Annotated in this window: 20 protein-coding genes; 10 read left to right on the forward strand and 10 right to left on the reverse strand. The window is 39.2% G+C overall.

Annotated elements, in window-relative coordinates:
• Positions 1-550: 550 nt before the first annotated feature.
• Positions 551-1,012, forward strand: a complete 462-nt coding sequence (locus tag KDU71_RS09460) for a universal stress protein (protein ID WP_212190077.1) — start codon at positions 551-553, stop codon at positions 1,010-1,012.
• A gap of 63 nt (positions 1,013-1,075) precedes the next feature.
• On the opposite strand, the gene KDU71_RS09465 is transcribed toward KDU71_RS09460, so the two are convergent.
• The 3 genes from KDU71_RS09465 to KDU71_RS09475 form a co-directional block, all read right to left on the reverse strand.
• Entirely contained in the window at positions 1,076-1,426 is a 351-nt protein-coding gene (locus KDU71_RS09465; RefSeq protein WP_212190079.1) for a cupin domain-containing protein, read from the reverse strand.
• Between the two features lie 94 nt (positions 1,427-1,520).
• The gene (locus KDU71_RS09470; protein WP_212190081.1) at positions 1,521-3,005 is read right to left on the reverse strand and encodes a B12-binding domain-containing radical SAM protein; all 1,485 of its coding nucleotides are present in this window, start codon (positions 3,003-3,005) and stop codon (positions 1,521-1,523) included.
• 206 nt (positions 3,006-3,211) lie between these two features.
• On the reverse strand, positions 3,212-3,772 hold the full coding sequence (locus KDU71_RS09475; RefSeq protein WP_244828332.1) for a helix-turn-helix domain-containing protein: 561 nt from the start codon (positions 3,770-3,772) through the stop codon (positions 3,212-3,214).
• Positions 3,773-4,165: 393 nt separating this feature from the next.
• On the opposite strand from KDU71_RS09475, the gene KDU71_RS09480 reads away from it, so the two are divergent.
• The 8 genes from KDU71_RS09480 to KDU71_RS09515 all read left to right on the forward strand — a co-directional run bounded on the left by KDU71_RS09480 (position 4,166) and on the right by KDU71_RS09515 (position 13,529).
• Positions 4,166-6,388: a glycosyltransferase family 4 protein gene (locus tag KDU71_RS09480; protein WP_212190083.1), complete on the forward strand. Its 2,223-nt coding sequence runs from the start codon at positions 4,166-4,168 to the stop codon at positions 6,386-6,388.
• Positions 6,363-7,361, forward strand: a complete 999-nt coding sequence (locus tag KDU71_RS09485) for a glycoside hydrolase family 130 protein (RefSeq protein ID WP_244828334.1) — start codon at positions 6,363-6,365, stop codon at positions 7,359-7,361. The genes KDU71_RS09480 and KDU71_RS09485 overlap by 26 nt, the downstream gene beginning before the upstream one ends.
• Positions 7,362-7,608: 247 nt before the next feature.
• Entirely contained in the window at positions 7,609-8,622 is a 1,014-nt protein-coding gene (locus KDU71_RS09490) for a glycosyltransferase family 4 protein (RefSeq protein WP_212190085.1), read from the forward strand.
• Between the two features lie 15 nt (positions 8,623-8,637).
• Positions 8,638-10,131, forward strand: coding sequence for a glycoside hydrolase family 130 protein (locus KDU71_RS09495; RefSeq protein ID WP_212190087.1), 1,494 nt, complete (start codon positions 8,638-8,640; stop codon positions 10,129-10,131).
• 253 nt (positions 10,132-10,384) lie between these two features.
• Positions 10,385-10,651, forward strand: a complete 267-nt coding sequence (locus tag KDU71_RS23420) for a transposase (protein ID WP_212190094.1) — start codon at positions 10,385-10,387, stop codon at positions 10,649-10,651.
• 496 nt (positions 10,652-11,147) lie between these two features.
• The gene (locus KDU71_RS09505) at positions 11,148-11,381 is read left to right on the forward strand and encodes a hypothetical protein (RefSeq protein WP_212190096.1); all 234 of its coding nucleotides are present in this window, start codon (positions 11,148-11,150) and stop codon (positions 11,379-11,381) included.
• 14 nt (positions 11,382-11,395) lie between these two features.
• Positions 11,396-12,883, forward strand: coding sequence for a fibronectin type III domain-containing protein (locus KDU71_RS09510; protein WP_212190098.1), 1,488 nt, complete (start codon positions 11,396-11,398; stop codon positions 12,881-12,883).
• Positions 12,884-12,902: 19 nt separating this feature from the next.
• Positions 12,903-13,529 (forward strand): hypothetical protein, encoded by a 627-nt coding sequence (locus KDU71_RS09515; protein WP_212190100.1) that lies wholly within the window; start codon positions 12,903-12,905, stop codon positions 13,527-13,529.
• Between the two features lie 472 nt (positions 13,530-14,001).
• Here KDU71_RS09515 and egtD read toward each other — a convergent pair whose 3' ends face one another.
• Genes egtD through KDU71_RS09530 form a run of 3 tightly spaced genes read right to left on the reverse strand, consistent with a single transcriptional unit; the run spans position 14,002 to position 17,167 of the window.
• Positions 14,002-15,000: an L-histidine N(alpha)-methyltransferase gene (gene egtD, locus KDU71_RS09520; protein ID WP_212190102.1), complete on the reverse strand. Its 999-nt coding sequence runs from the start codon at positions 14,998-15,000 to the stop codon at positions 14,002-14,004.
• A gap of 7 nt (positions 15,001-15,007) precedes the next feature.
• Positions 15,008-16,300 (reverse strand): rhodanese-like domain-containing protein, encoded by a 1,293-nt coding sequence (locus KDU71_RS09525; RefSeq protein WP_212190104.1) that lies wholly within the window; start codon positions 16,298-16,300, stop codon positions 15,008-15,010.
• Between the two features lie 12 nt (positions 16,301-16,312).
• The gene (locus KDU71_RS09530) at positions 16,313-17,167 is read right to left on the reverse strand and encodes an NAD(P)H-binding protein (protein ID WP_212190106.1); all 855 of its coding nucleotides are present in this window, start codon (positions 17,165-17,167) and stop codon (positions 16,313-16,315) included.
• A gap of 328 nt (positions 17,168-17,495) precedes the next feature.
• On the opposite strand from KDU71_RS09530, the gene KDU71_RS09535 reads away from it, so the two are divergent.
• The gene (locus KDU71_RS09535; RefSeq protein ID WP_212190108.1) at positions 17,496-18,071 is read left to right on the forward strand and encodes an ExbD/TolR family protein; all 576 of its coding nucleotides are present in this window, start codon (positions 17,496-17,498) and stop codon (positions 18,069-18,071) included.
• Between the two features lie 228 nt (positions 18,072-18,299).
• Here the strand turns inward: KDU71_RS09535 and KDU71_RS09540 are convergent, their stop codons facing one another.
• The 4 genes from KDU71_RS09540 to KDU71_RS09555 form a co-directional block, all read right to left on the reverse strand.
• Positions 18,300-19,559 carry a glycoside hydrolase family 88 protein gene (locus KDU71_RS09540; protein ID WP_212190110.1) on the reverse strand — a complete coding sequence of 420 codons (1,260 nt, stop codon included), beginning with the start codon at positions 19,557-19,559 and terminating at the stop codon, positions 18,300-18,302.
• Positions 19,546-21,042: a BNR-4 repeat-containing protein gene (locus KDU71_RS09545; protein WP_212190112.1), complete on the reverse strand. Its 1,497-nt coding sequence runs from the start codon at positions 21,040-21,042 to the stop codon at positions 19,546-19,548. The genes KDU71_RS09540 and KDU71_RS09545 overlap by 14 nt, the downstream gene beginning before the upstream one ends.
• Before the next feature lie 439 nt (positions 21,043-21,481).
• Entirely contained in the window at positions 21,482-24,289 is a 2,808-nt protein-coding gene (locus KDU71_RS09550) for a M16 family metallopeptidase (RefSeq protein ID WP_212190113.1), read from the reverse strand.
• A 114-nt stretch (positions 24,290-24,403) separates the two neighbouring features.
• A complete protein-coding gene (locus KDU71_RS09555; protein WP_212190114.1) occupies positions 24,404-25,777 on the reverse strand; it encodes a thioredoxin family protein in 1,374 nt (457 codons plus the stop codon).
• Positions 25,778-25,847: the final 70 nt, after the last annotated feature.

The following is a 25,847-nucleotide window of genomic DNA, read 5'->3' on the forward strand; positions in this document are numbered from 1 at the left end:
ATATAAGAAAATACCCACACGCATAAATTGGCTAAGTTACAATCTGATAAGGATCAGGCTAAGATGATTGCTTCAATAAAGATGTTTTTAATGAACCATTAAGTCACGTATAAGGAAATAACCTTGATTTTAGTGTGGAAGTATTAGTCGGTTAACCAGTCAATTATACTACATCGCCTTTCGAATGAACCATGTGTTGAATTAATCAGATTTGGTTTATTTACATACTTATTAAAACAAAATACCATGAAAAATTTATTGTATGTTATAGCAGGACTATTGATAGTCATATGGGGAATTATCTTTTTTGGATTTCATTCTTCAGGAACCGTACATTGGTTGTTGGCATTTGCTGCACTAGTGATATTTATGAGGCTTATTTTTAATTGGCGAGTAACAAACTAGTTAATTAGCAAAGCCTAGTGATAAATAATAAAGTTAGTAATGAGGGGTTTCTTAAAAGGAACCTTTTATTAGGCCAGCTTGTTTTCGAAGCCTATACGAATTATGATTATTGCCATGGGTTAATTAACAATTAAACTATCATCTGATGAAACGAGTTATTATTGCACTTGACTTTGATCCCAGCGCCCAAAAGGTGGCTGAGGAAGGTTATGCCCTAGCTAAGGCTTTAAAAGCGAAGGTTACGCTAGTGCATGTAAAAGCTACAGCAGATTATTACAGTTCGTTGGGGCAAGTGGTCGTTATTGGTTTTTCAGGTCATTTAAAAGATGACACACCTATTGCACCTGAAAAAATTGACCCTGATGTTATTTCGCAGGAATTTCTTAAAAAGGCGATGTTACATCTTGCAGATAAGAACATCGAAGTTATGGTAGCCAATGGCTCATGTGCCGATTCATTGATTGATGTTGCCAAACAATTAAACGCATATATGATAGTTATGGGTTCGCATAGTCGCAAATGGTTTGAAAACACTACTATTGGCAGTGTTACTCAAAAGGTGTTACTTGGCTCAAGTATTCCAGTATTTGTGATTCCTACAAATTAAAATAGGATTGATTAACTAGCGAACTTCTCTCCTAAATTTCTGACAATTGCTATTTAATAATTTTCAGATTGCTACATCCTCATAGCCACTCTTAATGACGGTTGAAATCATTTTAAATCGTTCGTTGGCTTTTACATTATGGGACGTGTGGGCCGGAATAATTATGCCTTCACCGGCTATAAGGTTATTGGAATGATTATCAATCACCACCTCTGCCCGCCCCTCAATCACCTGCACAAAGGTATCAAAGGGAGAGATCTTTTCAGCAAGTGCTTCGCCAGTGTCTATAGCTACTACACTCACATTACCTGTGGTTTTTCTTATAATGGTTTTACTTACCACCGAGTTGGGAACATACTCAATAATCTCAATTAAAATATGAGTCTTTGATTTTTCTAATTCAGTGCTTGGCATATATTCTGCTTTTCTTATAAAACAAAGGTAGTTCTACAAACAGCATAATTCGTTACACTTTAGTTAGTTTCATTTACATTATTCACACATTATACTAACCCGGGTTAAGGCCATATACCGTTCTAAAATGATAGCCATAAACAGCAAAAGTGATGGCTTCGGTCAACAAGGCAGGCTTGTTAAATAAGGTCCAGGCTAATAATTTCCAGAATTCGATACGTCCCTTATCAATAATGCCAATGATATACATGGACTTAAGAAAGGCAACAATCAGTGACAAGTTGATTCGCTGGTGTTGTTTGTAGGTGTGATTATAATTTAGAAATAACTGGCGAACTCTTCTATAGTATGGCTTGGTGGCATATATGGCTGCGATGATCTTTTTATATCCATCCAACAATTGATGGTAATCCATTTTAGGGATAAAGTTCATTGATAAATCGGTATTGTTCCCTGAGGTTTCCTTGGTTAAACGTTTCTCTGCCTCTAAGCGCTTATATAGTTGTGTATGCCTGGGAGCATTTAACAAGCCCACCATGGCCGAAACAATACCACTTTTTTGGATAAAGTCAATTTGCCGTTGAAAGACACTGGGCGTATCGCTGTCAAATCCCACTATAAAGCCGCCCGAAACGGTCAATCCTGTCTTTTGAATGGTTGTAATGGATTGCAACAAATTTCTACCCTTGTTTTGTAATTTATTACAGGTATGAAGCGATGTTTCATCGGGTGTTTCTATGCCGATAAACGTTGACGTTATGCCAGTTTCAACCATCAATGACATGAGCTCGTGATCATCGGCAACATTAATAGAACTCTGTATATTAAACACAAAAGGATAATTGTGCTGTTGCATCCATTGTCTCATTTGAGGAAGTAATTGGTATTTAATTTCTTTTTTGTTGCCAATAAAATTATCATCCACAATTGAAACAGGTCCACGCCAGCCTAAGCGGTATAATTCCTCCAAATCATGAATAATCTGGTGCGGCTTTTTCATTCTCACCTTATGCCCTAAAAGGGAGGTGATTTCACAAAAGTCGCATGAGAAAGGGCATCCGCGGGAAACCTGAATATTCATGAAGAAATACTTTTTCATTTCCAACAGGTGATAATCAGGCCTTGGCGTATGTGATAGATCGGCAAATTGGTCTGTTTTGTATACTTTGGCGGGATGGCCATCTGCCAAATCAGCCAGAAACAAGGGCAAGGTGATTTCTGCTTCATTCAAGACAAAATGGTCAATCTGTGGATAGTTATGATGCTCCTGGGTAAAAAGCGGACCACCTGCCACTATTTTTGTTCCCAGTTTCACGCACTCCAAAATGATATGACTGACGGATTGCTTTTGAATATGCATGGCACTAATAAATACATAATCCGCCCAAAGAATGTCCTTAGCTTCCAGTTCACTAATATTTAAATCAACCAGTTTTTTGTTCCATGCGCTGGGCAGCATGGCCGATACAGTTATGAGGCCAAGTGGCGGTACCGCCGCTTTTTTGGATATAAACTTAAGCGCATGTTTAAAACTCCAGAAGGAGTCGGGATATAGCGGATATACGAGTAAAATGTTCATTATCACCTTTAATCATTATAGTTTAGCCTGCTCATAGCTAATCCCATTCCCCACCGATGTGTATTTATCCTGACAGCTTTACTGCTTGCAAATGATTTGATATCACAACCATGGCGACCATTCCATCTGCAAGAATTGTATTGGTGCAAATTTCGTAGAGTCAGTCAAAAAAGGCATTACATTTTTCCTGTTTAATGTTACAAGATTCACACATTTTCGAGTGTGTCACGTCTCTTGTCTTTAAGTTTTTTAAAATGAGAAGGTGTTAGACCTGTCATCTTTTTAAACTGGTTGGATAGGTGTGCAACACTGCTGTAATGCATCTTGTAAGCTATCTCTGAAAGGTTTAGTTCATCATAGACAATGAGTTCTTTAACTTTTTCGATTTTATGCTTCAGGTAAAATTTTTCGATGGTGGTGCCTTTTACTTCCGAAAACAGATTGGCCAGATAGGTGTAGTCGTAGCAAAGTTTTTCACTCAGGTAATCCGATAGGTTCACTTTTATTTGTTCTTCGGTATAATGCACCAATTCAATAATCGCATTGGTTATTTTTTCAACGAGGATGCTTTTCTTATTGCTCATAAGCTGCAGCCCAGCTTTTCTTAACGCCGTATCCAGCTTTTTTAATGTTTCGTCAGGTACTGGACCGATAATATTGGCCTCCCCGATTTTTACATCTGTATATTCCAATTCGAGCTTATCCAGTTCACTCTTTACCACCATCTGGCATCGAATACATACCATATTTTTGATATAAATTTTCATGTGTTATAATATGCTTTTCAGTTGTCACTTCATACCACTCCTTCCTTCTGTCGAAAATACAAAAAAAGGCACTGAAGCATTGGTGCAGCCGTATAAAGTTAAGGATATTCCAAATTTTTATAAAGCCGTTTTGGGCTAGCTATCGTCGAATTTAAAGCCGATGTCAGAATTAAGATTTTCAGTTTTCGCTATCGTAATATTAAAAGAACAAGACTCTCTCTGCAGAAATAGATATGCCTTAGTATTCTCCCGTAAAAGATGATTATATTATATCTATTCCATTATTATTTCACTAACTTGTTATGGTTTGAAATGCGCTTCCATAACCTCATACTTTATCAATTAGTTGTTGCAACTAATTGATTGACGATATATAATGAATAGAATGAGTTTATGAAAACAGCAATAATAGGAACATACCCTCCCCGAGAATGTGGCATCGGCACATTCACCCGCCACCTTTATGAATCGATTATTGGGGCAAATCACCAGAACCATGTTAGCATTATTGCGTTAAACAATTCAGATAAATTGCTTTCGTATCCGAATGAAGTGGAACAGATTATCCGGCAGGATTACCAGCGTGATTACATTGATGCCGCAAAATTTATTAACCACAGTGGCACCGACATTTGTATTTTACAGCATGAGTTTGGCATTTTTGGTGGCAAGGATGGCGTTTATATCCTTCCATTGATACACCGCCTGAAAATACCTCTTGTCGTAACTCTTCACACCATCCTTAACGCCCCGTCCTACAGCGAGAAGTTAATCCTTCAGGAGATATGCAAAAAGGCTTGCAAGATAGTTGTAATGACCCAAAAAGCTATTGATTTCCTGGATGAAATTTATGAAGTGCCTAAGGATAAAATAGAACTGATTGAACACGGTGTACCACAATACAAACTTGACCATCAGAAGGCAAAAAGCGCCTTAAAGCTTCAGAATAAAAATGTGATACTCACTTTTGGTTTTTTGGGGCGTAACAAAGGCATTGATGTGGCCATTAAAGCATTGCCTAAGGTAATTGAAAAGCATCCTAATAGCCTCTACTTTGTATTGGGTAAAACCCACCCCAATGTACTGCGCTATTCCGGAGAAGAGTATCTCATCTACCTGAGGCAACTGGTCAAAACTTTGGGTTTGGAAAGCCATGTGATTATTCCGCATAAGTATATGAGCCAGGATGAGCTATTTATGTACTTGTATGCATCGGATATTTATATCACACCTTACAACAACGAGGCGCAGATAACCAGTGGAACTCTTTCGTATGCCGTTGGTGTTGGTTCTTGTGTTATTTCAACACCCTATTGGCATGCGGTTGAATTGCTGGCCAACAACCGGGGGCTTCTTTTTGATTTTGGCAATTCAGAACAGCTGGCCGACATCTTGATTAATTTGTTAGATCACCCTGAGGAACTGAATACCTTGAGAAAAAATGCTGGTAACTATGGAAAAGAAATTACCTGGCCTTTAACTGGGATAAAGTACAGTGAATTACTGACACACACTATTCAGGAAGACATAAAAGAGGATGACAACAATGAGCAACCTTTTGATTTGTTGATAATACCTTCATTCTCGCTAAAGCATATCAAAAGATTAACGGATGATACTGGTATTATTCAGCATTCTAAATATGGCATACCTAATTTGAAACATGGCTATTGCCTCGATGATAATGCCAGAGCTCTTCTAATGGCACTCATGACCTATACCCAGAAAAAAAGTAAAAAGGCACTGGATTTATGTCATGTGTACCTGAGTTATATCCATTACATGCAAAACGAGGATGGCTCCTTTAGAAACTTCCTGAGCTTCAACCGGAACTATATAGACAATTTGGGTTCAGAAGACTCCTTTGGCAGAACTATTTGGGCTCTTGGATACTTGATGGCTAATGCACCCAATGATTCTTATTATCAGGCTAGTTATTCTATATTCTTTAAAGCGGCACCCATTTTTGAAGAACTCAAATCTATTCGCAGCATTGCCAATACTATAATAGGAATAAGCCATTATTTAAATATTTCACCTGATAACAACAGTATGGTGGCTGTATTAAGAAGATTAGCCAATAAATTGATTACTCATTATGAAAATAATAGCTCTGCAGACTGGAATTGGTTTGAAGAGTTATTAACCTACGACAATGCCATTCTCCCTCTTGCCCTATTGCATGCAACTGAAAGACTTAATGATGAACGCATCAAGAGTGTTGCCTTTGCATCTATGAACTTTTTGATTCGGCACACTTTGAGTGATGGCTATCTGTCTCTAATAGGCAATGATGGATGGTTTAATAAAAACGGTAGCAAAGCAATGTTTAGTCAGCAACCGGTTGATGCTATGGCCATGATTCTGATGTTTCATCAGGCTTATAGCATCACCAAAAACAAAGAATACTTAAGCAAATTATTCACCTCTTTTATGTGGTTTCTTGGCGAAAACGATTTACGCATGCGACTCTATGATTTTGAGACCCATGGATGCTGCGATGGATTAGAGCGTGATGGAATCAATCGAAACCAAGGTGCCGAAAGCACCCTGGCCTACCTTATTTCACACTTAACGGTGTTAAAAGCACATGAAGATTTTTATAGCCTTAAGTGATGTCAATTACGACGAAATGCACCTACTTACCTTTAAATCATTTGAAATGTTAATAAAAAGATATCCCGGCAATCCGATTCTGCAGAAAGATGATGTGCCCTATCCTGTTGCCACAGTCCACAATGCCGGCATGGTCAAACATGACAATAAGTACATCATGATTTTCAGATCCCATAAATTTAATGGACGTAGCATATTAGGTAAAGCAGTGAGTTATGACGGCTTTAACTTTGTTGTTGATAAGCACCCCTTTATGATTCCATCAAAGGAGCAACCGTTTAAAAAATACGAAGCATATGGTATTGAGGACCCTCGCATTGTAAAGATAGATGGAGAATATTTGATTACTTACAGTGCCTACTCCCAATATGGTGTAAGAATTGGACTGGCAAAGACCAAAGACTTTGATCATATTCAGCGCGTTGCGCTTATTACCGAAGCCGACTATCGGAACGTGGTAATTTTCCCCGAAAAGTTCAATAACCTTTATGCCCGATTAGATCGTCCGCACTCCGAAATATCTCCCTGGTCCATCTGGATATCCTATTCGCCCGATTTAATTCATTGGGGTCAATCTCAACTGATTATGCGTCCAATGCAATACCATTGGGATGAAATGAAAATCGGCCCCGGAGCAAGCCCCATCAAAACATCGCGCGGATGGTTAAATATATACCATGGCGTATTTCCTACCATGGATGGATGTGTCTACCGCTTAGGCGTTGCCTTACATAAGCTTGAAGATCCGTCAGTTGTTATTGCTGTTGGCGATGAATGGATCTTACAGCCTGAAGAAGAATATGAGATAACCGGCTATGTGCACAATGTTGTTTTTACCTGTGGGGCCATACCTGAACCCGATGGAACATTAAAACTGTACTGGGGTGGCGCTGATAAGGTGATGTGTGTTGGAACAGCTGTCATTGACGAATTGGTTGATCACTGTCTAAGTAATCTCAGACAAGCTTTATAAGCCAATAGTCGAATAGGTTTGATGTTAAGTTTCGTAACTGGTGATGATTGACAAATAGTAAAGTCTGTTTTTTAAAATTGCCAATAGTACTCTAAGTACTAGAATAATAACTGTATAAATTGATGAAGTCGCCTGAATTTGAAGGGTAAAGTCCTTAAGCCAATACAAGTAAACTCCTCATCCGAGGATGAGTTTTCCTGACGACTTTCATCTCGCCTAAGCAGATATACAAACAAATTATAAGCCCATGAAAATAGCCATATTATCACCAATAGCCTGGAGAACACCTCCCCTGAGGTATGGACCATGGGAACAGGTTGCCTCTAATATTACCGAAGGCTTGGTTGCCAAAGGGCTGGATGTGACTTTATTCGCAACCGGTAACTCCAATACCAATGCTAAGTTGCAATCTATCTCACCTACCGCTTATGGCGAGGACGATTCGATCGCTTCCAAGGTGTGGGAATGTCTTCACATCAGCTTCCTGATGGAACAAGCCAACGATTTTGATATCATCCATAATCACTTTGATTACTTGCCACTGAGCTATTCCAGACTTATCAAAACTCCAATGGTTACTACCATTCATGGTTTTTCATCACCTAAAATTATTCCGGTTTTTAAGCGGTACAACAACCATAATTATTACGTTTCAATAAGCAACGCTGATCGAAGCCCTGAACTCAATTATATCGCCACAGTTTACAATGGCATTAATCCGGTTGATTTCACTTTTAATAGCGTTCCGGACGATTACTTGCTCTTTTTTGGCAGAATACACCCTGAAAAAGGCACCTACGAGGCCATTCAGATAGCAAAAAGAGCCAAACGCAAGCTTATTATTGCTGGATTGGTTCAGGATGAAGATTATTTTTACAGCCGTGTTAAACCTCATATCAATAACGAAGACATTGTATATGTTGGTAATTCAGGGCCTAAACAGCGGGATGAGTTGCTGCGGCAGGCATTTGCCCTGTTGCATCCGATTAGTTTCAATGAACCTTTTGGATTAAGTGTAGCAGAAGCTATGTTTTGCGGAACTCCAGTCATCGCTTTTAACAGAGGATCAATGTCAGAAATCATACTTGATGGTAAAACCGGTTTTTTAGTCAATACGCTTGATGAAGCCGTTGCTGCAGTTGATAAGACTTCAAACATCAATCGATGGGACTGCAAGCAATGGGCTAGCTCTAATTTTTCGCAAGATAAAATGGTTGAAGGGTATATTGATGTTTACAAGAGTATTTTAAGTTATTTATAAATACATTACAAGGCCATGACAGTATTTAAGATTGAGGATAAAAACGCTTCTGAACTAGTGCAAAGGCAGAAAATAATCATCCATGGAGACGATTCACGCGTCATCACACGCGCTCATATCCCAGGTGAATTAACGCGTATCAATAACATCATCAACAGGGTACTAAAGCTTACTAAGGACGGGGTTGAGCGGGAATTACAAAAAGTGTATCGTGATTTTGAAAGCAGACATAAAAACCTGGATCACCAGTTGATTAAGCATTATAACAAAATTTCGGAGTATATTCCTGCCTCCGTGCAGCTAAGCCAAAATATGCAGATGCTGATTGGCGCCTATTTAACCATGGAATATTCCATTGAATCAGCCGCTTTATTTAACCCTTCCATTGTTGCTCATCCAAACCAGAAATATGTGGTAGATGGCTGCCTGAGGTTTATTATGAGTCTGCGGGCCACTGGTGAAGGCCATATTTCCTCCATTGTTTTTCGCAGTGGGGTGATCAATACAGATAGTTCATTCTCATTTGACGAAACCAGCAGGTATGTCGAGCAAGCGTCGGTGTGCCACAACTCAGCTTATGACAGGCACCTGTTTCAATTGAAACTGCAGGATTTGGACGCCTGGGATGAAACAAGTATTCGCATATTTGACCAGATTCCGGACACCTTTTCTTATCAGGAGCTAAAGGTGAGCATAGGTGTGCTATACTTAGATCCTGATTTTGTATGCAATGATAAAGTTATTGAGATCATCTACTGGGTGGCTAATTCCAACTATACGCTTCAGTTTGATGAAACCAGTAATATTTCGGAACGGGTAATTTTTCCATCATCGGATAACGAAAGCCGGGGAATTGAAGATGCCCGGTTTGTACAATTTAAGGATGACAATGGTGAAGTGACCTACTATGCTACCTATACAGCATATAATGGGTTCAGCATTCTACCCCAGTTAATTGAAACCAAGGATTTTCTCCGCTTTAAGGTGATGACTCTGAATGGAAAGGCTGTTCAGAATAAAGGAATGGCACTGTTTCCTCGAAAGATTAATGGGAAGTATGTGATGTTATCGCGGCAGGATGGCGAAAACAACCACATCATGTTTTCTGATCATTTACACTTCTGGCAATCATCCCAGATTATTCAGGAACCAACAAAGCCCTGGGAATTCATACAGATTGGTAATTGCGGGTCTCCAATAGAAACAGATGAGGGATGGCTGGTGCTCACCCATGGTGTTGGTGCCATGCGTCAATACGCCATTGGGGCAATATTACTTGATTTGGATAATCCTACAAAAGTGATAGCCCGACTGGATGAACCACTGATAACGCCAACAAAAACGGAACGGGAAGGCTATGTACCTAACGTTATCTATTCGTGCGGCGGCCTATTGCTTCATCAACAATTAATTATTCCATATGCCATGTCGGATATATCAACCGGAATAGCTACCATCAATGTAAAAGATTTACTTGGGTCGATGACCTTTATGAACAATAATGAGTAGCTGTTTCATGTCTAAACAAAGCATTGTAATATACCCTATTAGAATTTTAAAAGATTATGATTTTATCAATAACATAACCAAATTCTTTCAAAACTTATTGCTATTTTTACAAATGATAAAATATCAGACGAGACTATATAGAGACCTTGGTTTTAAGTGCTTTTGTAGTAATTTGGAAATAAGCAAATTATAAAAATACAAAGAATCCCTTCAGGATCACATAAAAGCCTGTAAGTTTTATACTTGCAGGCTTTTGTATTTTAGTGATGATAATATTGGTATTGAATTTTATAAGCTTTACAAAAATTACAATCATTTCTTAAAGCCCAATCTTGTAAGTACCGGACTTGCAAATTGGTTTAATGATTCAGAGCAATCCGGTTTCAATGCCTTTGCTATAACATGTCGTAGCTTTGAAGCTCATAACAACCTTATCTTCAAATACTTTGATGGCAGTAGCACTAACGCGACTGCAGAATCATTTAATGGCAAAATCAAAGACTCCGGAAAACAATTTTAGAGGCTTGTCAGTTGTGATGTTTTTTCTTATCTGACTTTGTGAAATTTATGTTTAGACCCAGATTTTTCATGTGATACAATTCTTATTGATATATTAAATCGATTAAAATATAGTAATTTAAAGATTTATGTGGGATTGATGTATGTGGAAAAAATATTTCGTAATACATTTAGTTAAAATCCAAATATATTTGTATTATTGTTATGAGAATCGTCAATAATACATAAGGGTTAAGATTTAGGTGGTTATTATTTTTAACCAAATCTAATGCTATGAAACTTAACCAGCATTTAATACCTCTATTACTTGGTAAATATTTTATTTGTACCACTTTTCTTCAAATAAAAAAAAGGATTAGACTTATAGTCCTGTTGCTTTATGTTTCTTTCTTACTTCCCAAAAGTAAAAAAGGAAACTATTTATCGGTATAATTAAATATTATCTGAGCTTAATTAAGCTAAATACCTTACCATTTTATTAACTTAAATTATTTCGTATGAAAGAATTGAAAATTAATCTAGTAATGGTTTTAATTATTATTGGGTTTCACTCCTGTGAATTCAATAATGATCCAACACCATTTGAAAACGAAGTTTCACAACTCAAGACTAGTCAAAACGACGCGGAGTTTAAAGAAAAGAAGAGAAGAGCAAATATGACAGATTTATTGTCAAGTTTGCAAAGTCAATTTCAAAATCCCTTTCTGGTAATGAGTTTAGGGGACTTGTAAAGACAGAAGCAGAGTTGTTATTAGATGGAGATTACTCTATTATTTGGAAGAACTTTAAGAATAAATCTGTTAATAATGGCAAATCTGTTAGAGAGCTAGTAGAAGCTGATATTGATTCAGATATCTCAAATGAATCATATAAATTTAAAAATTTTGAATATGAGTTTAAACAATTGCAAATTTCTGTTCCAGTAAACTGTGAAAAATGGGATTATGAGAACTATCAACCAGTTGTTATCTATTTGGCGAGCGATTATGATGAAGAGGACGAATTTGTAAATGGATTCGATCAGAATGGAAAAAAAATTGTTCTTAGTAATTTGCAAAAACCTGATGTGCCTGTAATTGTAGTAGGATTGAATGAGAGATGTGATGAGAATGGTGATATCTATCCTGAATATATGTCTTCTAGAATAATAGAGGATCCAGGGGAAGATCCAACCCCTCCGCCAGCTCCATCAAACTTAACTGCTGAGACCTCCCCAACAGGAATCCTTTTAAATTGGGATAGAGCAAATGGAATTAGTGTCACTGGCTACCAAATATCAAGAAAAGGGCCAAGCGATAGTTATTTTAAGGCTATTGGATCTAATAGTGGAGCTTTTAATACAACCTACCAAGATAATGCAGTTGAGTCTGGCGTAACATATAGTTATCAGGTTAAAACTCTTGACGATACTAATCAACTTATGTCATCTCCTTCAAATACAGCATCTGCGCAAGCTCCATATAATCCTAATCCGCCTATATCATTTAATGTCTCTCACGTTGTAAGAAATGAGGCTAAGCTAAATTGGGTTAATAATAATCAGCAGTATATTCTAAAAACAGAAGTTCTAAGGTACCTAGTTGAGCCAAATAATGATTACGAGCTTATCGCAACACTAACTAAAGATAATTCCTATTATTTTGATCGTAATCTTCAAGCGGGTAAGAAATATGAATATATGATAACACATTGGAATCAACAAGGACCATCTTCTGGTGTTTTGGATCATGTTAGAATTCCATTTAGAGATATACAATCGACCAATCCAGTTTATGTGAAAAATATTTCTTTTGATAGTTGGGATTTAGAACGATGGCCTGCAGGAAAACCTGAATTTAGAATAAATGTTGCTAGTGTGAATAGGTCGACACTAACATCTTACTCAGTAGTAAAAAATGTTGATTTTGATTTTGGGAATGATGTTAAAAGTTGGAATTTTTCAGGGAGGCGATTAGTTGATTGGGATCAGGATATTTGGTATGACGTTTTGTCATTAGCTATGGTTGAATATGATGAACAATGGGGGACTCATAACTTATCATTTAGTGCGGGTTTGAAAGAAAAATCAGCAAACTTTTTAGAATTAGAAAGTCTAGGTGTATCTTACAAGGTAGATATTACAGATGATTTTGAGGATTGCGGAGTTGTTTATGTTGATTTCTATCATGAAGAAAATAAGACATATTATTTCCAAAACTATGGGGCTAGAATCACAATATCAAATCAACCATAACAATAAAATATAAAAGAATATGAGAGATTCATTTCTGGTTATAGTTATTCTATTTTGTTGTTCAATTGCTGCCTTTTGTCAAGAGGAGGTACAGAAGTACGAAATGAATATCAAAATTGAATTATTTTCTGATAACCTTCAAAATTGGGATAGGTTTCTAGAGGATGGTCCAGAAGATTATAATACTGGTAATTCAGGCATGTGGAAAGGTGCAAGTATTGAATTTCTTTTCCCTTCGAAAAGAAAAAATATCAGGTATCTAATTGGCACATCAATGTTGAGGTACACAAATAATGTCGAGTTTTTTGGAACATCAGATATTCAAGAGAGTATCCGTAATGTGGGAGGCGCATATACAGGAATAGAATATGGTTCAAGAGAGAGTAGCGTTGGATTAATGGCTAATTTTAATGCGGGTATTTATTCTGCATCTAAAACGGTTATTCAATATAACTCTATCACAAAAGAGTCAAATAACAGTTACGTTGGCTCTTGTGCTTTTGGAAGTAGTTTCTCTTTAGGTTTAAATGTACGAATCAATAAGATACTATTTACACCTTATGGTAAGATAGCTTATTATGGAGGTAATGATCTCTCCTTTATTTTGCCTGGTGGAGGAATTAGATTAGGATACATTTTTAAATAATGTGTTTTTAAATGGGGGTGTCAATAGGCACCCTCAATATAAATAAACACACTACAAATTAAATTAATTCATTAGATTTTCGTTCAAACACAAATAATTAAGGTCATCACCGTTGTATCTGTTTTTCTAACAATAAGCGTGACAAGCTACTACAACCTGAATTACAATTCCTACATCATGTTCAGGCATTGATCCGAACAGCAAAAGTTACTGGATCAACGGCATATACAATTGTGGATCTTGTGTTAGATAAAACACCTTTACTATCAAGTAGTTTTCCAAATCTTTATAGTATTGCCTTATATCACTGCATTTTGGCATATGCTAAAATCATATATATATTAATTATGTATCTATTCCCAAAAGTTACTTTTTAAGGCGGCTACGCAAGGCAAATCGACTCATCCACATGTTATCGGCATTGTTTGATTTAGACCCTTAAAACGCTCCAGGGTCTTGGTCATAACTTCAGCTATTTTATATAATAAGCCAAACTAAACCACCCTTTATCATCACTAAATACTTTTTTGATTTGCATACCGCCGTTATGGCCCAATGCTTCGAGTTGGTTCACTGTAAACTTATGGGAGTTTTCGCTATGGATGGTCTCTCCCTTCTTTAGTCGAATCACTTGGTTGGCGGCTCTCAATTGAACATTAATATCCTTCTGAGCTTTCAAATGCATTTCAATACGCTGCTCATCCTTATTATAGAAAGCCCAATGTTCAAAATCACTTATCTCAAAGCTGGCGTCAACATGCCGGTTGACCACCTTTAGTATATTTTTGTTGAAAGCAGCAGTCACCCCTTTGTCATCGTTATAGGCTCGTTCTAGAACCGTTATATCCTTCACCATGTCAGCCCCTAATAATAGGGCATCGCCTCCATCCATCACCTCGCCTATCTTTTGCATGAAGTCTTTGGCTTCGACCGTTGAAAGATTGCCAATGGTACTGCCCAAAAAGCAAAACAAGCGATGCCTGCGGCGCGGCATATAATCGAAGGAGTGCAGAAAATCAGTTACAATGCCCGTAATGCTGTTGAAGTTATGAAGCTGAATAATATCTTCAATTGATTTTGTGATGGCTGACTGGCTAATATCAACCGGGTAATAGTTAATGGTTGAAAGAATGTGTGGCGGAATTGGCCCGATCAGTGTTTTAATTTTGGATGAATCACCGCTTCCCAACTCAATAATATCCAGATCGTAGAGGCTAATATCCAGCTGATTAACAAGCGTTGACAATATCTCCATCTCACATCGTGTGGGATAATACTCATCCAGCTTTGTAATCGCTTCAAAAAGTTCAGACCCCGCTTGATCGTAAAAGTACTTGGGTGAAATATATTTTGGAGATGTAGTTAAGCCCTCAATAATTTCCTGTCGGGCTGTATCAATTCCTTTTTTATGGAGGTAATTAACAATCTCAAGCTCACCTATTTTAATAATGGTTTCGTCTAAATAATTCATAGGCAGATTAGTTTTTTCCTGGAATACCAGTTTCGTAAGGATTATCAGGATCGTTACTCCACTCAAACCAACCTCCATCGTACACCGATACAGTTGGCCAGCCCATCAGCCAGGCATTATAAAAAGCCTCACTTCCACGCCAGCCTGTTCCGCAATAAAAGGCCAGGCGCTTTTCTGGTACAATACCTGCTTCATGCCAAATATCTTTTATCTCACCAGCCTCTCTGATGGTATGATCCAGATTGCGATAATTCTCCATGTGGTAGGCATCGGAGCCACAGTTGCCAAAGACCGAACCAGGTATTCGCCCTTTCTTTTCAATGTAATTATAGCCGCTCACTTTGCCAATATACTCCTCCCAGCTACGTACCGAAACAATATCAGCATCAGCATCTGCAATCATCTTTTTAGCTTGAGGTGTATCGACAAAAAGATGCGGACTGGCCGGTATTTCAGCCCCAAAATCAGCCACTGCACGTTTAGGCACATCAACGGTACTGATTTCATAACCTGCATCTTTCCATGACTGGAAACCGCCGTTCATCACCCGCACATCTTTAACACCAGCATACAGCATAATAGCGCAACAGCGAATAGCTCCCAAATGCCCGGCTGCACTACCCGGAAATTCATCGGTATTATCTGGCCACATAAATTTGCCATAAACCACAACCGTAGTATCTGCTGTAATACCATGAGATTCAAATGCTTTTTTCAGCTCCTCTGGCGAACGCCTGTTCCATGTTTCTGGCGCCTCCAGAGCCAGTGTGTCCATATCAATGGCCCCAGGAATATGTCCTGACAAATAAGCATCGCGGTTACGGTAATGCGCATGCAGCACCAGCACGTCTTTCCCCTTAAGTTCTGCAGGTGTATAACCATCAACCACCTGCTTAACCCACGATGCCGGCACAAGCTGCTGATAGCGCGGCAATGCATCCATTGGAAGGCTTGTATCTGTTGTCCACTCCTTTACAAAGTTTTTATAAATATGAATGTTGGAATAACCAGCTTTCGCAAACAATTCGGCCACCTGTATGCTGTTATTATCATGATAGCTGTATAACACAAGGGTGTGATGTGGCAATATCCCTTTAGCTCTTACAATTTCAATCCAATCCATATAGCTGGTCCATTTCAAGGGTAAAGATCTTGCTCCCTTTATGTGCCCTCCGCGTGCTTCACCATTTAGTGGCCAGCCATTGTAAGCGTCGGCCTGGCGCACATCTACAATATGCACATTAGGTTTTCCGATGAGTTCTATTAGTTCCTGTGTTGCTACTTCCGGGTATTGTGTCATTATAAGAGATATTTAGTGAGCTTGCTTTATATAGGCCTGAATCATTTCATCCAGTGTTTTATGGTTGCGACTGGTTACTTTCTGATAATCGGATATTCCATCAAAATCACCTGTCCGAATTCCTTCATATATACCACCGATGACTGTACCAAGAAAGTCGCCTAATGCCGCCTTTCGCTCCTTCAGGTATTCATCAACCGAAATACTATTGTAGAATAAATTGAGCTGAAAAGCTTTATTAATGGCGTCGGCCAATTGCTGCTGCGTAACAGCATCGCCAAACAAGTTGTAGGTGGCTCCATTCAGCCCATCATTGCATAGCAAATGGTAATAGGCACAGGCCAGTTCGTCTCGTGAAGTATAGACGCATTTACCATCGGCTGCGCAGTTAATGATAGCCCCCTCTTTTATATAGTGTTCAATGTATTCCAAATCAGGTTCGATGTAGATACCGTTTCGGCCAATAGCCCATTGCAAACCAGATTGTTTAATATCTTCTTCTGTCTGGCGGTTACTGGCTACCACAGGACTAAATGCGTTACCTACTTCGGCTCCATAAATGCTGGTATAAACAATTTTGCGGACACCATTTGCTTTAGCAGCTTCAATGACGTTACGGTGCTGTTGTATGCGTTTATCAGGCAGATCCATACCTGATACCAACAACACGGTTTCAACGTCGTTCAAGGCTTCCATCAGCTCTTGTTTGTTATTATAATCACCTTTTCGTATTTCAACGCCCAATGGCTCAGCTCTGGCAGGTGTGCGGGCAATACCAATGACTTGTTCAGCCCCTATCTCCTGTTTGAGTCGTTTTACAATGGACGATCCCAGGTTACCACTTGCTGTTGTTACTGCTATTTTCATGCTCAATGCTTTTTATTGAAGAGGCAATTTATACCAGTTTTCAATGCGGCAAAAGGTCAAGTTACGCCAAAATATGGTAAAAATGGAACTCCTGTTGTTGAATTCATAGCCTTCAAACTAGTATAACTTTGCTATGAGGTCAGGCTTATCTGTCTGCTGGCTATATCAAAGTATCTGTTGACAGTTAACGCAGAAAAGTAAAACCACCTCATTCATTTTTTATGTATAATAATGATGGGCATTACTATTTTTTTTCTATCTTACAATTGTCTTATTCGAAGCCATAAAATGCAGGGTCAATTATTATTCACTTCAAAAATTGACAATTATGGCACGACGAGAATCACAGGAAGTTAATGCTGGCTCAATGGCCGACATTGCATTTTTACTACTCATCTTTTTTTTGGTAACCACCACCATGGATTCTGATAAGGGACTTGGCACTATTTTACCGCCCTATGAAGAAGAACCACCCATTGATAATAAAGCAAAGAACGAACGAAATGTATTTGAAATACTGGTGAATGCCAATAACCAACTGATGGTAGAAAAACAGGAAATGGATATTGCCCATCTGACTGAAGCCACTAAGGAGTTTATACTGAATCCTCATAACCTGCCTGAACTATCAGATAAGGAGACAAGGAAAATTACACTGCTGGGGCAACGCCAGGTGAGCAAGGGTGTTATCTCATTACAAACAGCCAACGACACCAAATACCAGGTTTACCTGACTGTGCAGAATGAACTGCTCAGGGCATTTAACGAGATGCGCAACGATTTTGCTATTCGTACCTTTGGCAAAGAATATAACGATTTGGATAAGAATGAAAAAGATGCTGTCAGAGAGTCGATCCCTAAACTTATTTCAGAAGCTGAACCGGTTAAGATCGCCGCCAATTAAGCCTCTGATGCATAGTTGCAATGCAAGCAATTTTGAAAACAGCCTTGACCTATTTAGCCATAAGACAAATAAGTTATGTGAGTTTGTACAGAGCGTCATCATACCTTATTGAACTGGCTTGTTTAATTCGAACAATTGAATTAACCCCTTAAAATGAAAATACTCCTTCTAACAATGCCTTTTGAAGGAGTATTTTCGCATTATAAGTTATTAATAAATGCCTATGCCCTATTTATTGAGTTGCTTAAAGCGAAGCAGAGCTTCCAGAAAATAATAGTCAGCATAATTTAGTGGCACATCCACTTCCGAGTTGGCAGCCAAGTATCCCACACTGTGTTCCAATATAAAATAGGGATTGTTTACCGACCTGTAATGAGCCGACAGGTTCTGAAGCAGCTCTTTTGCAAACGCATAATAGACATCACCCTTGTCGCTTACCTGGCTTAGCTCAAACAATGCCGAACAGGTAATGGCAGCAGCAGAAGCATCGCGGCTTGGCTCTTCCTGTTGTGGCATCTCAGCCACCCACGAAGGTGCATAAGCGTCATCTTTAACATGGTAATCCCACAACGGCACCCTGTCATCGGGCAGATTTGGGTGGTTGATGATGTAGTCGGCAATGCTCTCGGCCTGCTTTAGGTATTTCTCGTCGCCTGTTGCACGGTGCGTTAAGGTGAAGCCATACAGCCCCCAGGCCTGCCCCCTGGCCCACGACGACTCATGTGAATAGCCCTGATGGGTGTAACGTCCTCTTACTTCTCCCGTGATGGTATCGTAATCGAGCACGTGGTAACTGCTGTAGTCCTCTCTAAAATGATTTTCAATGGTGGTATTGGCATGCTGAATAGCGATGTTGCGGTACTTATCGTTACCGGACAGCTCAGAAGCCTTAAATAATAATTCAAGATTCATCATGTTATCGATAATAACCGGATACTGCCACACATGACCATCGCGTGTTTTGCCACCTCCCCACGATTTGATGACTCCAGTCACCGGACTGAAGCGGGTTGACAACGACTCCGCCGCATTGATCAATACCTGCTGATAGGCAGCATTGCCGGTCAATCGCAAAGCGTTTCCGTAACTGCAATTGATCATGAAACCTACATCGTGGTTTCCGGTGTAGTACTGTATTTTATCCAGCCATTCGGTGGTTCGGGAGGCCTCTTGTTGCCAGCGTACGTCGCCATTAAGCTCGTAGAGGTACCAAAGGCTGCCCGGGAAAAACCCGCTGGTCCAGTCATAAGGACCAACATAGACGATGGAACCATCTGTTTTAACAGAGCGCGGAAACTTCCTCACCACACTGTCTTCTTTCATTGCGTTTAAGGCTGCGTCCAGCTGCATCTGAGCAAATGCCACATTATCCTCAATAAATTTTTCTTTTGGACTGGTGCAGGCATTGGCTAAAAGCAAGAGTATTAGCAGCAAGCCCCCTGCGCCTAGATTCAGCATATCAAGCCTTTGATTTTCAGTTTTCTTCATCGATAAGGTAATTTATGCGTGTTTTATAATCGGTATAATGTCTGTATTTCTTATTGACCATCCAGAGAACAACTGCAGGATCATCCGGTTTCATGTTTTTAGGTACAAGCGGGCGCACATTGTCATACTTTGAATTCTGGGTAATGGCCGTGTTTTTCCAGGTCTTTCCCATATCGCTTGTTACCCATTTCTCAATCTCGAATGTGCCTTCCACATCGCGCGACAAGTAAACGATTCCGGGCTTTAGCGGATGAAGTGACATACCTGCTGAATAGTGCGGTTCGGGTTCCACCTGGCCTTTGGGTGTTTGAGGAAACCATTTGCCAGCATGGCACATCCGGTTATCAATCCATTGACTACCATCAAAAACGGTATAATGATAGAAGTGAGCCGTTTCCTCGGGGTAACGAGCATATAAAATCACCGGGTGGCCCTCGCTATTCACAATCAGGTCGTATATCCAGGCTCTGCCGTTCTCTTTGGTGGCTTTGTAAACCAGGGTAGCCTCCTCAGGTTCAAAAGGAATGTTGTCCATATCGCAAATCAGAGTTCCATCGGCTCGCCAGAAAGCCCCCTTTTCGTAGCAGGCATAATACACCGAGTTGAGTGACTCATTACGTGGATGTCCATCGGTAAACAAGATATGTATTTTTGATTGACCATCGGAGTGGTAGCACACATAGGGACGGTTGTTACTATCAAAGGGGATATTGGTAATGAACACTTTACTCTTGGCAAAAGTCTGCCCGTCATCATCCGACCAGGTGATATTGGGCTTATAACCAGTCCAGCGGCCAAAACAGTATATACGGTTATTCTCCTCTTCCAATCGGAAAGGATTAGCATAGGTCACTCGCCGGTTGGGGTAGCGTTCCAGTTCTTCTGCATCGTAAATATCATGCTCCATGGCTGGCCCAAATTGCAGCGTCTCAACCGGATCGAGTGTTTTATTGATGCGCACTTTGTGATCGAAATGCTTTGAATAGGCCATCATCACCTCATGATTGGATAATTCTACAAAACCCGGATTGGCATGATCATCTTTGTCAAGCTTAGCGACCACCCTTTGTACCTTCACCTCCTTGCTGTCGTACTTGAGTACCCCGGCTTCCAAATCGCCTTTACTCGTGATCCAACCTGTGATGATTTCCTGATTCTCATTATTAAGATAGATGGCCCTTGGCCCTGAGAACCAACACCATGCACCATCGGCTGTAAGTCGTTTTATTTCTTTGTTGTTTGTTAATGTAGCGCTATCCTTCTTTTTGCTCGTGTTGTCAGCTCTGCTTCTGATTTCATTAGCCTGTTGGTTTGATGATTCAAAAACGGCGGACTTTGCTATGCTAAAAGACGGCACTAAAGTCATCAGCATAAGCCCCAGACAGCTCCTCTTCAGAATGGACTGAAAGCCTCTTGGATAGTTAGCACTCCGCTTCGACTGGTCATAAAGTGTCACCGACACATACTTGTTACTTGCTGACATAAAAACTAGTGGTTAATTTCATTTAAATAGTTACCTAAAACATCTTTAATAGACCTTGCACGGTAGCCCTTACACCTTGTTAATAAACTCAACACCACAAATGCAATCAATTTGAATCTGCATACCAATAAGTGAAATATTCCTGGGGTTAAAACTCCGTACTATACGGTATCAGGTGTGAATTTCAATATTATAAATTTAATGGCGTTTTACCAATCAACCTGTGCTTTAACTTTAACTACTAGGATGAATTGCCTGCTAACATCTTCCTCTGTGGAAAGTACCTATAGGCGAAAGAGAAAGATTTCCAGAAATATATGTATTCAATAATTAACACTGCGTCTTTGCATTTCTATGAGGCAAAAAAGGAGCAAGCACGAATGCTTACTCCTTTCTCCTCAATCATCACGTTTCAAATATCACCTTTTAGAAACATGCATTAATGCTCTGGTAAAAACATAATATCCAGCACATCCGCATTTTTAAGGAATTTTTTTGCGGCCTTGCTAATGTCTTTTGTAGTCACATTATTAATCACGTTTTCAAAGTACTCAGGCGACATTCTGTTCTCCCCCGATTCATAATACGTTTGTATAACTGACATCCAGTAGTTGTTATTTTTTAAAGCCTTGAAGCTATTCTTTTTCATGTTTAGCACCACCTTATCTAAATCTGATTGCAAAACCGTTTTTTGAACTGTTTTCAGTTCCTTATAAACCAATTTCTTTAGATAATCTGCCTTAGCCGGATCGCAGTCGAATTTTATCTCCAAACCAAGCTTCATCTCTGGAATTCGGGAGCCTGTTGGACGTACACTAACACCATAGGTTCCCCCTTCTTTTTCACGAATATTTTCGGTATATCTTAGATTTAAAATAGACCCTAAAATGTTGTGGTATATAGTTGTCTCTCTCGAATAGTCGGCATTTGCTCTCATCGTCAAATTAACAGTAGCTTTGGGCTCCTCCATAGGTAAATAGATACGGTGCTCATGCTTCCCTTTTGGAAAGAAATCGCCATGATCAATCCAATTTTCTGTATTACCAGTCGTATTGATTGACCCAATATACTCCTCAACCAAAGGCTTTATTATTTCAGCATCAACATCGCCAACGATGAAGAACGTAAAATCAGCTGCATTAGACAATCGTTCGAAATAAATCTCCTGCATACGCTCATAATCAATCTGATCCAAAAATGTTTTATCGAATTTTAAAACACGAGGATTTCCATTGGCTGTTATAGTAGCCAGTGTATCGCGCATGATGGTTTTAGCTGTTCTAGTTTCGTTTTCAACATTGTAATAGTTGCGCTCCATGAGTTTATCAAAGGCCATACGATCAAAGCGAGGCTCTTCAAAACGCATGTAAACTAACTGAAACATGGTTTCTAAATCTTGAATCATTGCTTTCGCCGTAACCGATTCGTTGTAAGTACCCATTTTGTAACTACAGCCTGCTGTTTTACCGGCTGAAATTTTCTTCAATTGAATTGGGTCATGATTACCGATACCAAAGCCTGAAATAAAACCAGAAGCAGCTTTAAATGATGGCAAGTCAGCAACCTCGTACATTGAATCTCCTCCCTTGCTTTTAGCATTTAATATTACCGAATTGGTGTTGTTATTAACTTGCTTAAAAATAACCTTGGCTCCGTTTGAGAGTGTCCATTCTTCGGCATTGAATTCTTCTATGTTTTGCTCATTAACGATTTCTCCCGCTACAGGAGTCGTACTCATCAAATCAACATCCAAATTTGATCCATCTTCATAGGGAGCAATCACACTCTTTTCCACTTTAGCAATAATCGCTTCCAACTGCTTTTGTGAGATAAAATCCACGCCTTGCTTATCGGGTGTTGTAATCACATATGACCGGTTTAAATCACTCAAGTATTTTGCCGCAACAGCAGACACCTCTTCCTTTGTAATCCCCGGAATGATTTCATTAGCAAACTCATATTTGAATTTAGCGTCAGTAATGATAGCATCTTCCAAATAGGCCCTTTTTATTGCTTTACAGTATGAGTCTGAGTTAATACTTTTCCGTTTGTTATACCCATTTTTAATGGATACCAATGTATTCGTTTTTAAGCGTTCTAGTTCAGCTTCGGTAAATCCCTGTTGAATCACCCGCTGTAATTCAGTATAAGCAGCCTCAAATGCTTCAGACTCTTTCCCAACATTAGCTGTGACATACAAGTTAAAGGCTTTATAACCTCTCTCAAATACACCATAACTGGCACTGGCATTAATATATGGAGCCTTACCGCTTAGTAGTTGTTCTTTGTATCGCCCTTTCATTAAAGTATTAAAAAAGCTAATAACATATGAGTCACGCAAACCCTGAAGGGTATTATCAGCTACATCAGCATGCCTAATTTTCAGATTGATATTAACGTTTTTGTATTCTTTATCTGATACCTGAACATACATTGGCTCTTTGTTATCAGGAATAACGACATCTTTTCGTTCTTTAGGATTTTCAATGGCTGGGATGGCCGAAAATAGTTCAATTACGCGTTGCTCAACAGCTTCTACATCAACATCACCAACGATGGCAATCGCCTGTAAATCTGTACGATACCATTCATGATAGAAGGTCCTTAACTCCTCAGGATCAAATTTTTTGATTACATCCAGTTCACCTATTACATCGCGATATGCATAAATACTACCATTAAAGATGGTTGGCGCAATTTTGTTCTGTGTACGAAAACCGGCTGTGCGTCGCGTGCGCCATTCTTCCGATATCACCCCTCTTTCAGCGTCAATCTCTGCTTCATCAAGCGATAGCTCATCGCACCAGTCGCGCAGAATAATGAGGCAAGAATCTACTAATTCCTTCCGTTTGCTTGGCACTCGACTTATGTTATACACTGTTTCGTTTTTCGTAGTGTAGGCATTTACATCCTTTCCAAATTTCACGCCGTTGCGTTCCAGCATATCCAGCATCGATTTACCCGGAAAAGTTGTGGTTCCATTAAAGGCCATGTGCTCCAGAAAGTGCGCCAAACCATCTTGCTTATCCGTTTCAAGTACTGCCCCTACATTTTGATAGATGTAAAAACTAGCCATGCCTTTGGGATTCGGGTTACGCTTTAGGTAATAGCTTAATCCATTGGGTAAAACGCCTCTTTTTATGGTTGTATCAAAGGGAGCTGCTTGCGATAAATCGGTAAATTTCTGCGCATAGCCCCCTGAACTAATGAGAAATACTCCCAATAGCAGCGTAAATAACTTTTGCATATTATAGTGTTTTTGAATATCAATTTTAAGGTTCAGCCAAAAATGCTGTATCAACCTTATGAGAAACCATGATTCGATTTTATAACTATACAAGAAGCAGCAGATTGTGCTGTTCTACTCCTCTTCATTCTCTGGCTTACCAAATACCACTTTGCCTTCTTTCATTAACTGCAACTGATATTCCAGATTAGACTTTTTCTTGTAATTAAAAGGCACATTCTTAATTGCTGCGTTTTTTAATAAAATTGCCTTATCGGCTTTGCCTTGCGCATATAGCACATCAGCCTCCAGATTATTAACTTCCCAGCTATCGGGAATAAGCTTATAACAATACTTTATCCACTTCTTCAGGTGCTTATAATCAGCATTTGTTTCGCATCGAGACCAATACAAGCGACTAACTTTAACGATATCACCAACATTGTCATTGGCTATCCTTCCTTGCTTCATTAGCTCACGCTTAAACTCAACATATGTACCTGTTTGGTCTTTACTAAACTCCATATATTTGTTGTAAGCCTCAGCATCTTCTTGTTTGATCTGTTTTATTGATTTTTGGCTAATAATGTTATTCACGTAATCAATTGCAGCCTTTTTATAGGCCTCATTATGATTGGCAATTCTTAAATACTCCATCTCATAAAAGCTTAACTCCCCGCTCTTAGCTGTTCCTAGATTTTTTTCTTTACAAAAGTCAATGTAGCGTCTCATCATTTCAGGGTCTTGTGTACCATATGCCCTTTGGAGCGTCGTTCTGGCAAGGCTGGTATCGATCCTTTCTAAGCGTATTTTGTTCCCCTTAGAAGCAAAGGTTAAGTAATGCTCAATGTTGGCCGTCAAAACTTCTTCAGCTTTGCTTCCTAAGTAAATCCCACTGGCATTTTTCAACAAAATCTCAAGCATTTCTTCACTTGATTCGTCAACCGTTGTTTGCACCTTTAGCCAGGCATTTAACGCATTAATCGGATTCATTTTGTATTCTACCAACTTGTCATAGTAGCTTTTCAAGAAAGCTTCATCATCCAGTTTTTCAGAGAAGAGTTGCTTCATGTCTTCCAGTGTAAACTGATCCTTGGTTGCCTCAAGGGCCGATTTTCCAAACGGTATCATTCCACCGCCTTTGGTCATTGAGGAGCCGGTGCCTCGATAGATCAGATTGGAATCGCCATCGACAAATATCAAGGTTGGGTAACGATTCACACCATACAGCTGCGCAGCGTGTTTACCTTCCCTTTCGGCATCGAGTTTGAGGCTAATAAAATTTGTATTGTAAAAGTCACCAATTTCGGGTTCCATAAATGGTCCTTTTGCCAACTTTTTACAAGGTCCACACCAAGATGTGTAAAAGTCGATAAACAGAAGCTTATCCTGCTCTTTGGCTAATTGCAATGCCTCTTCAAAAGTGACGTACTTAAAGTCAATACCTTGCGAATATGCAAATCTTCCCAACAGGACAAACATCAGTAATAATAATTGTATTTTATTCATTGAAATAGGGTAAACAAGTGAAACATATTATCGACTCGGGACCGAATGTGAATAGCCCGAGCCTTTTATT

Source organism: Carboxylicivirga sediminis (assembly GCF_018156225.1).
In the GTDB taxonomy this organism is placed as follows: Bacteria; Bacteroidota; Bacteroidia; order Bacteroidales; family Marinilabiliaceae; genus Carboxylicivirga; species Carboxylicivirga sediminis.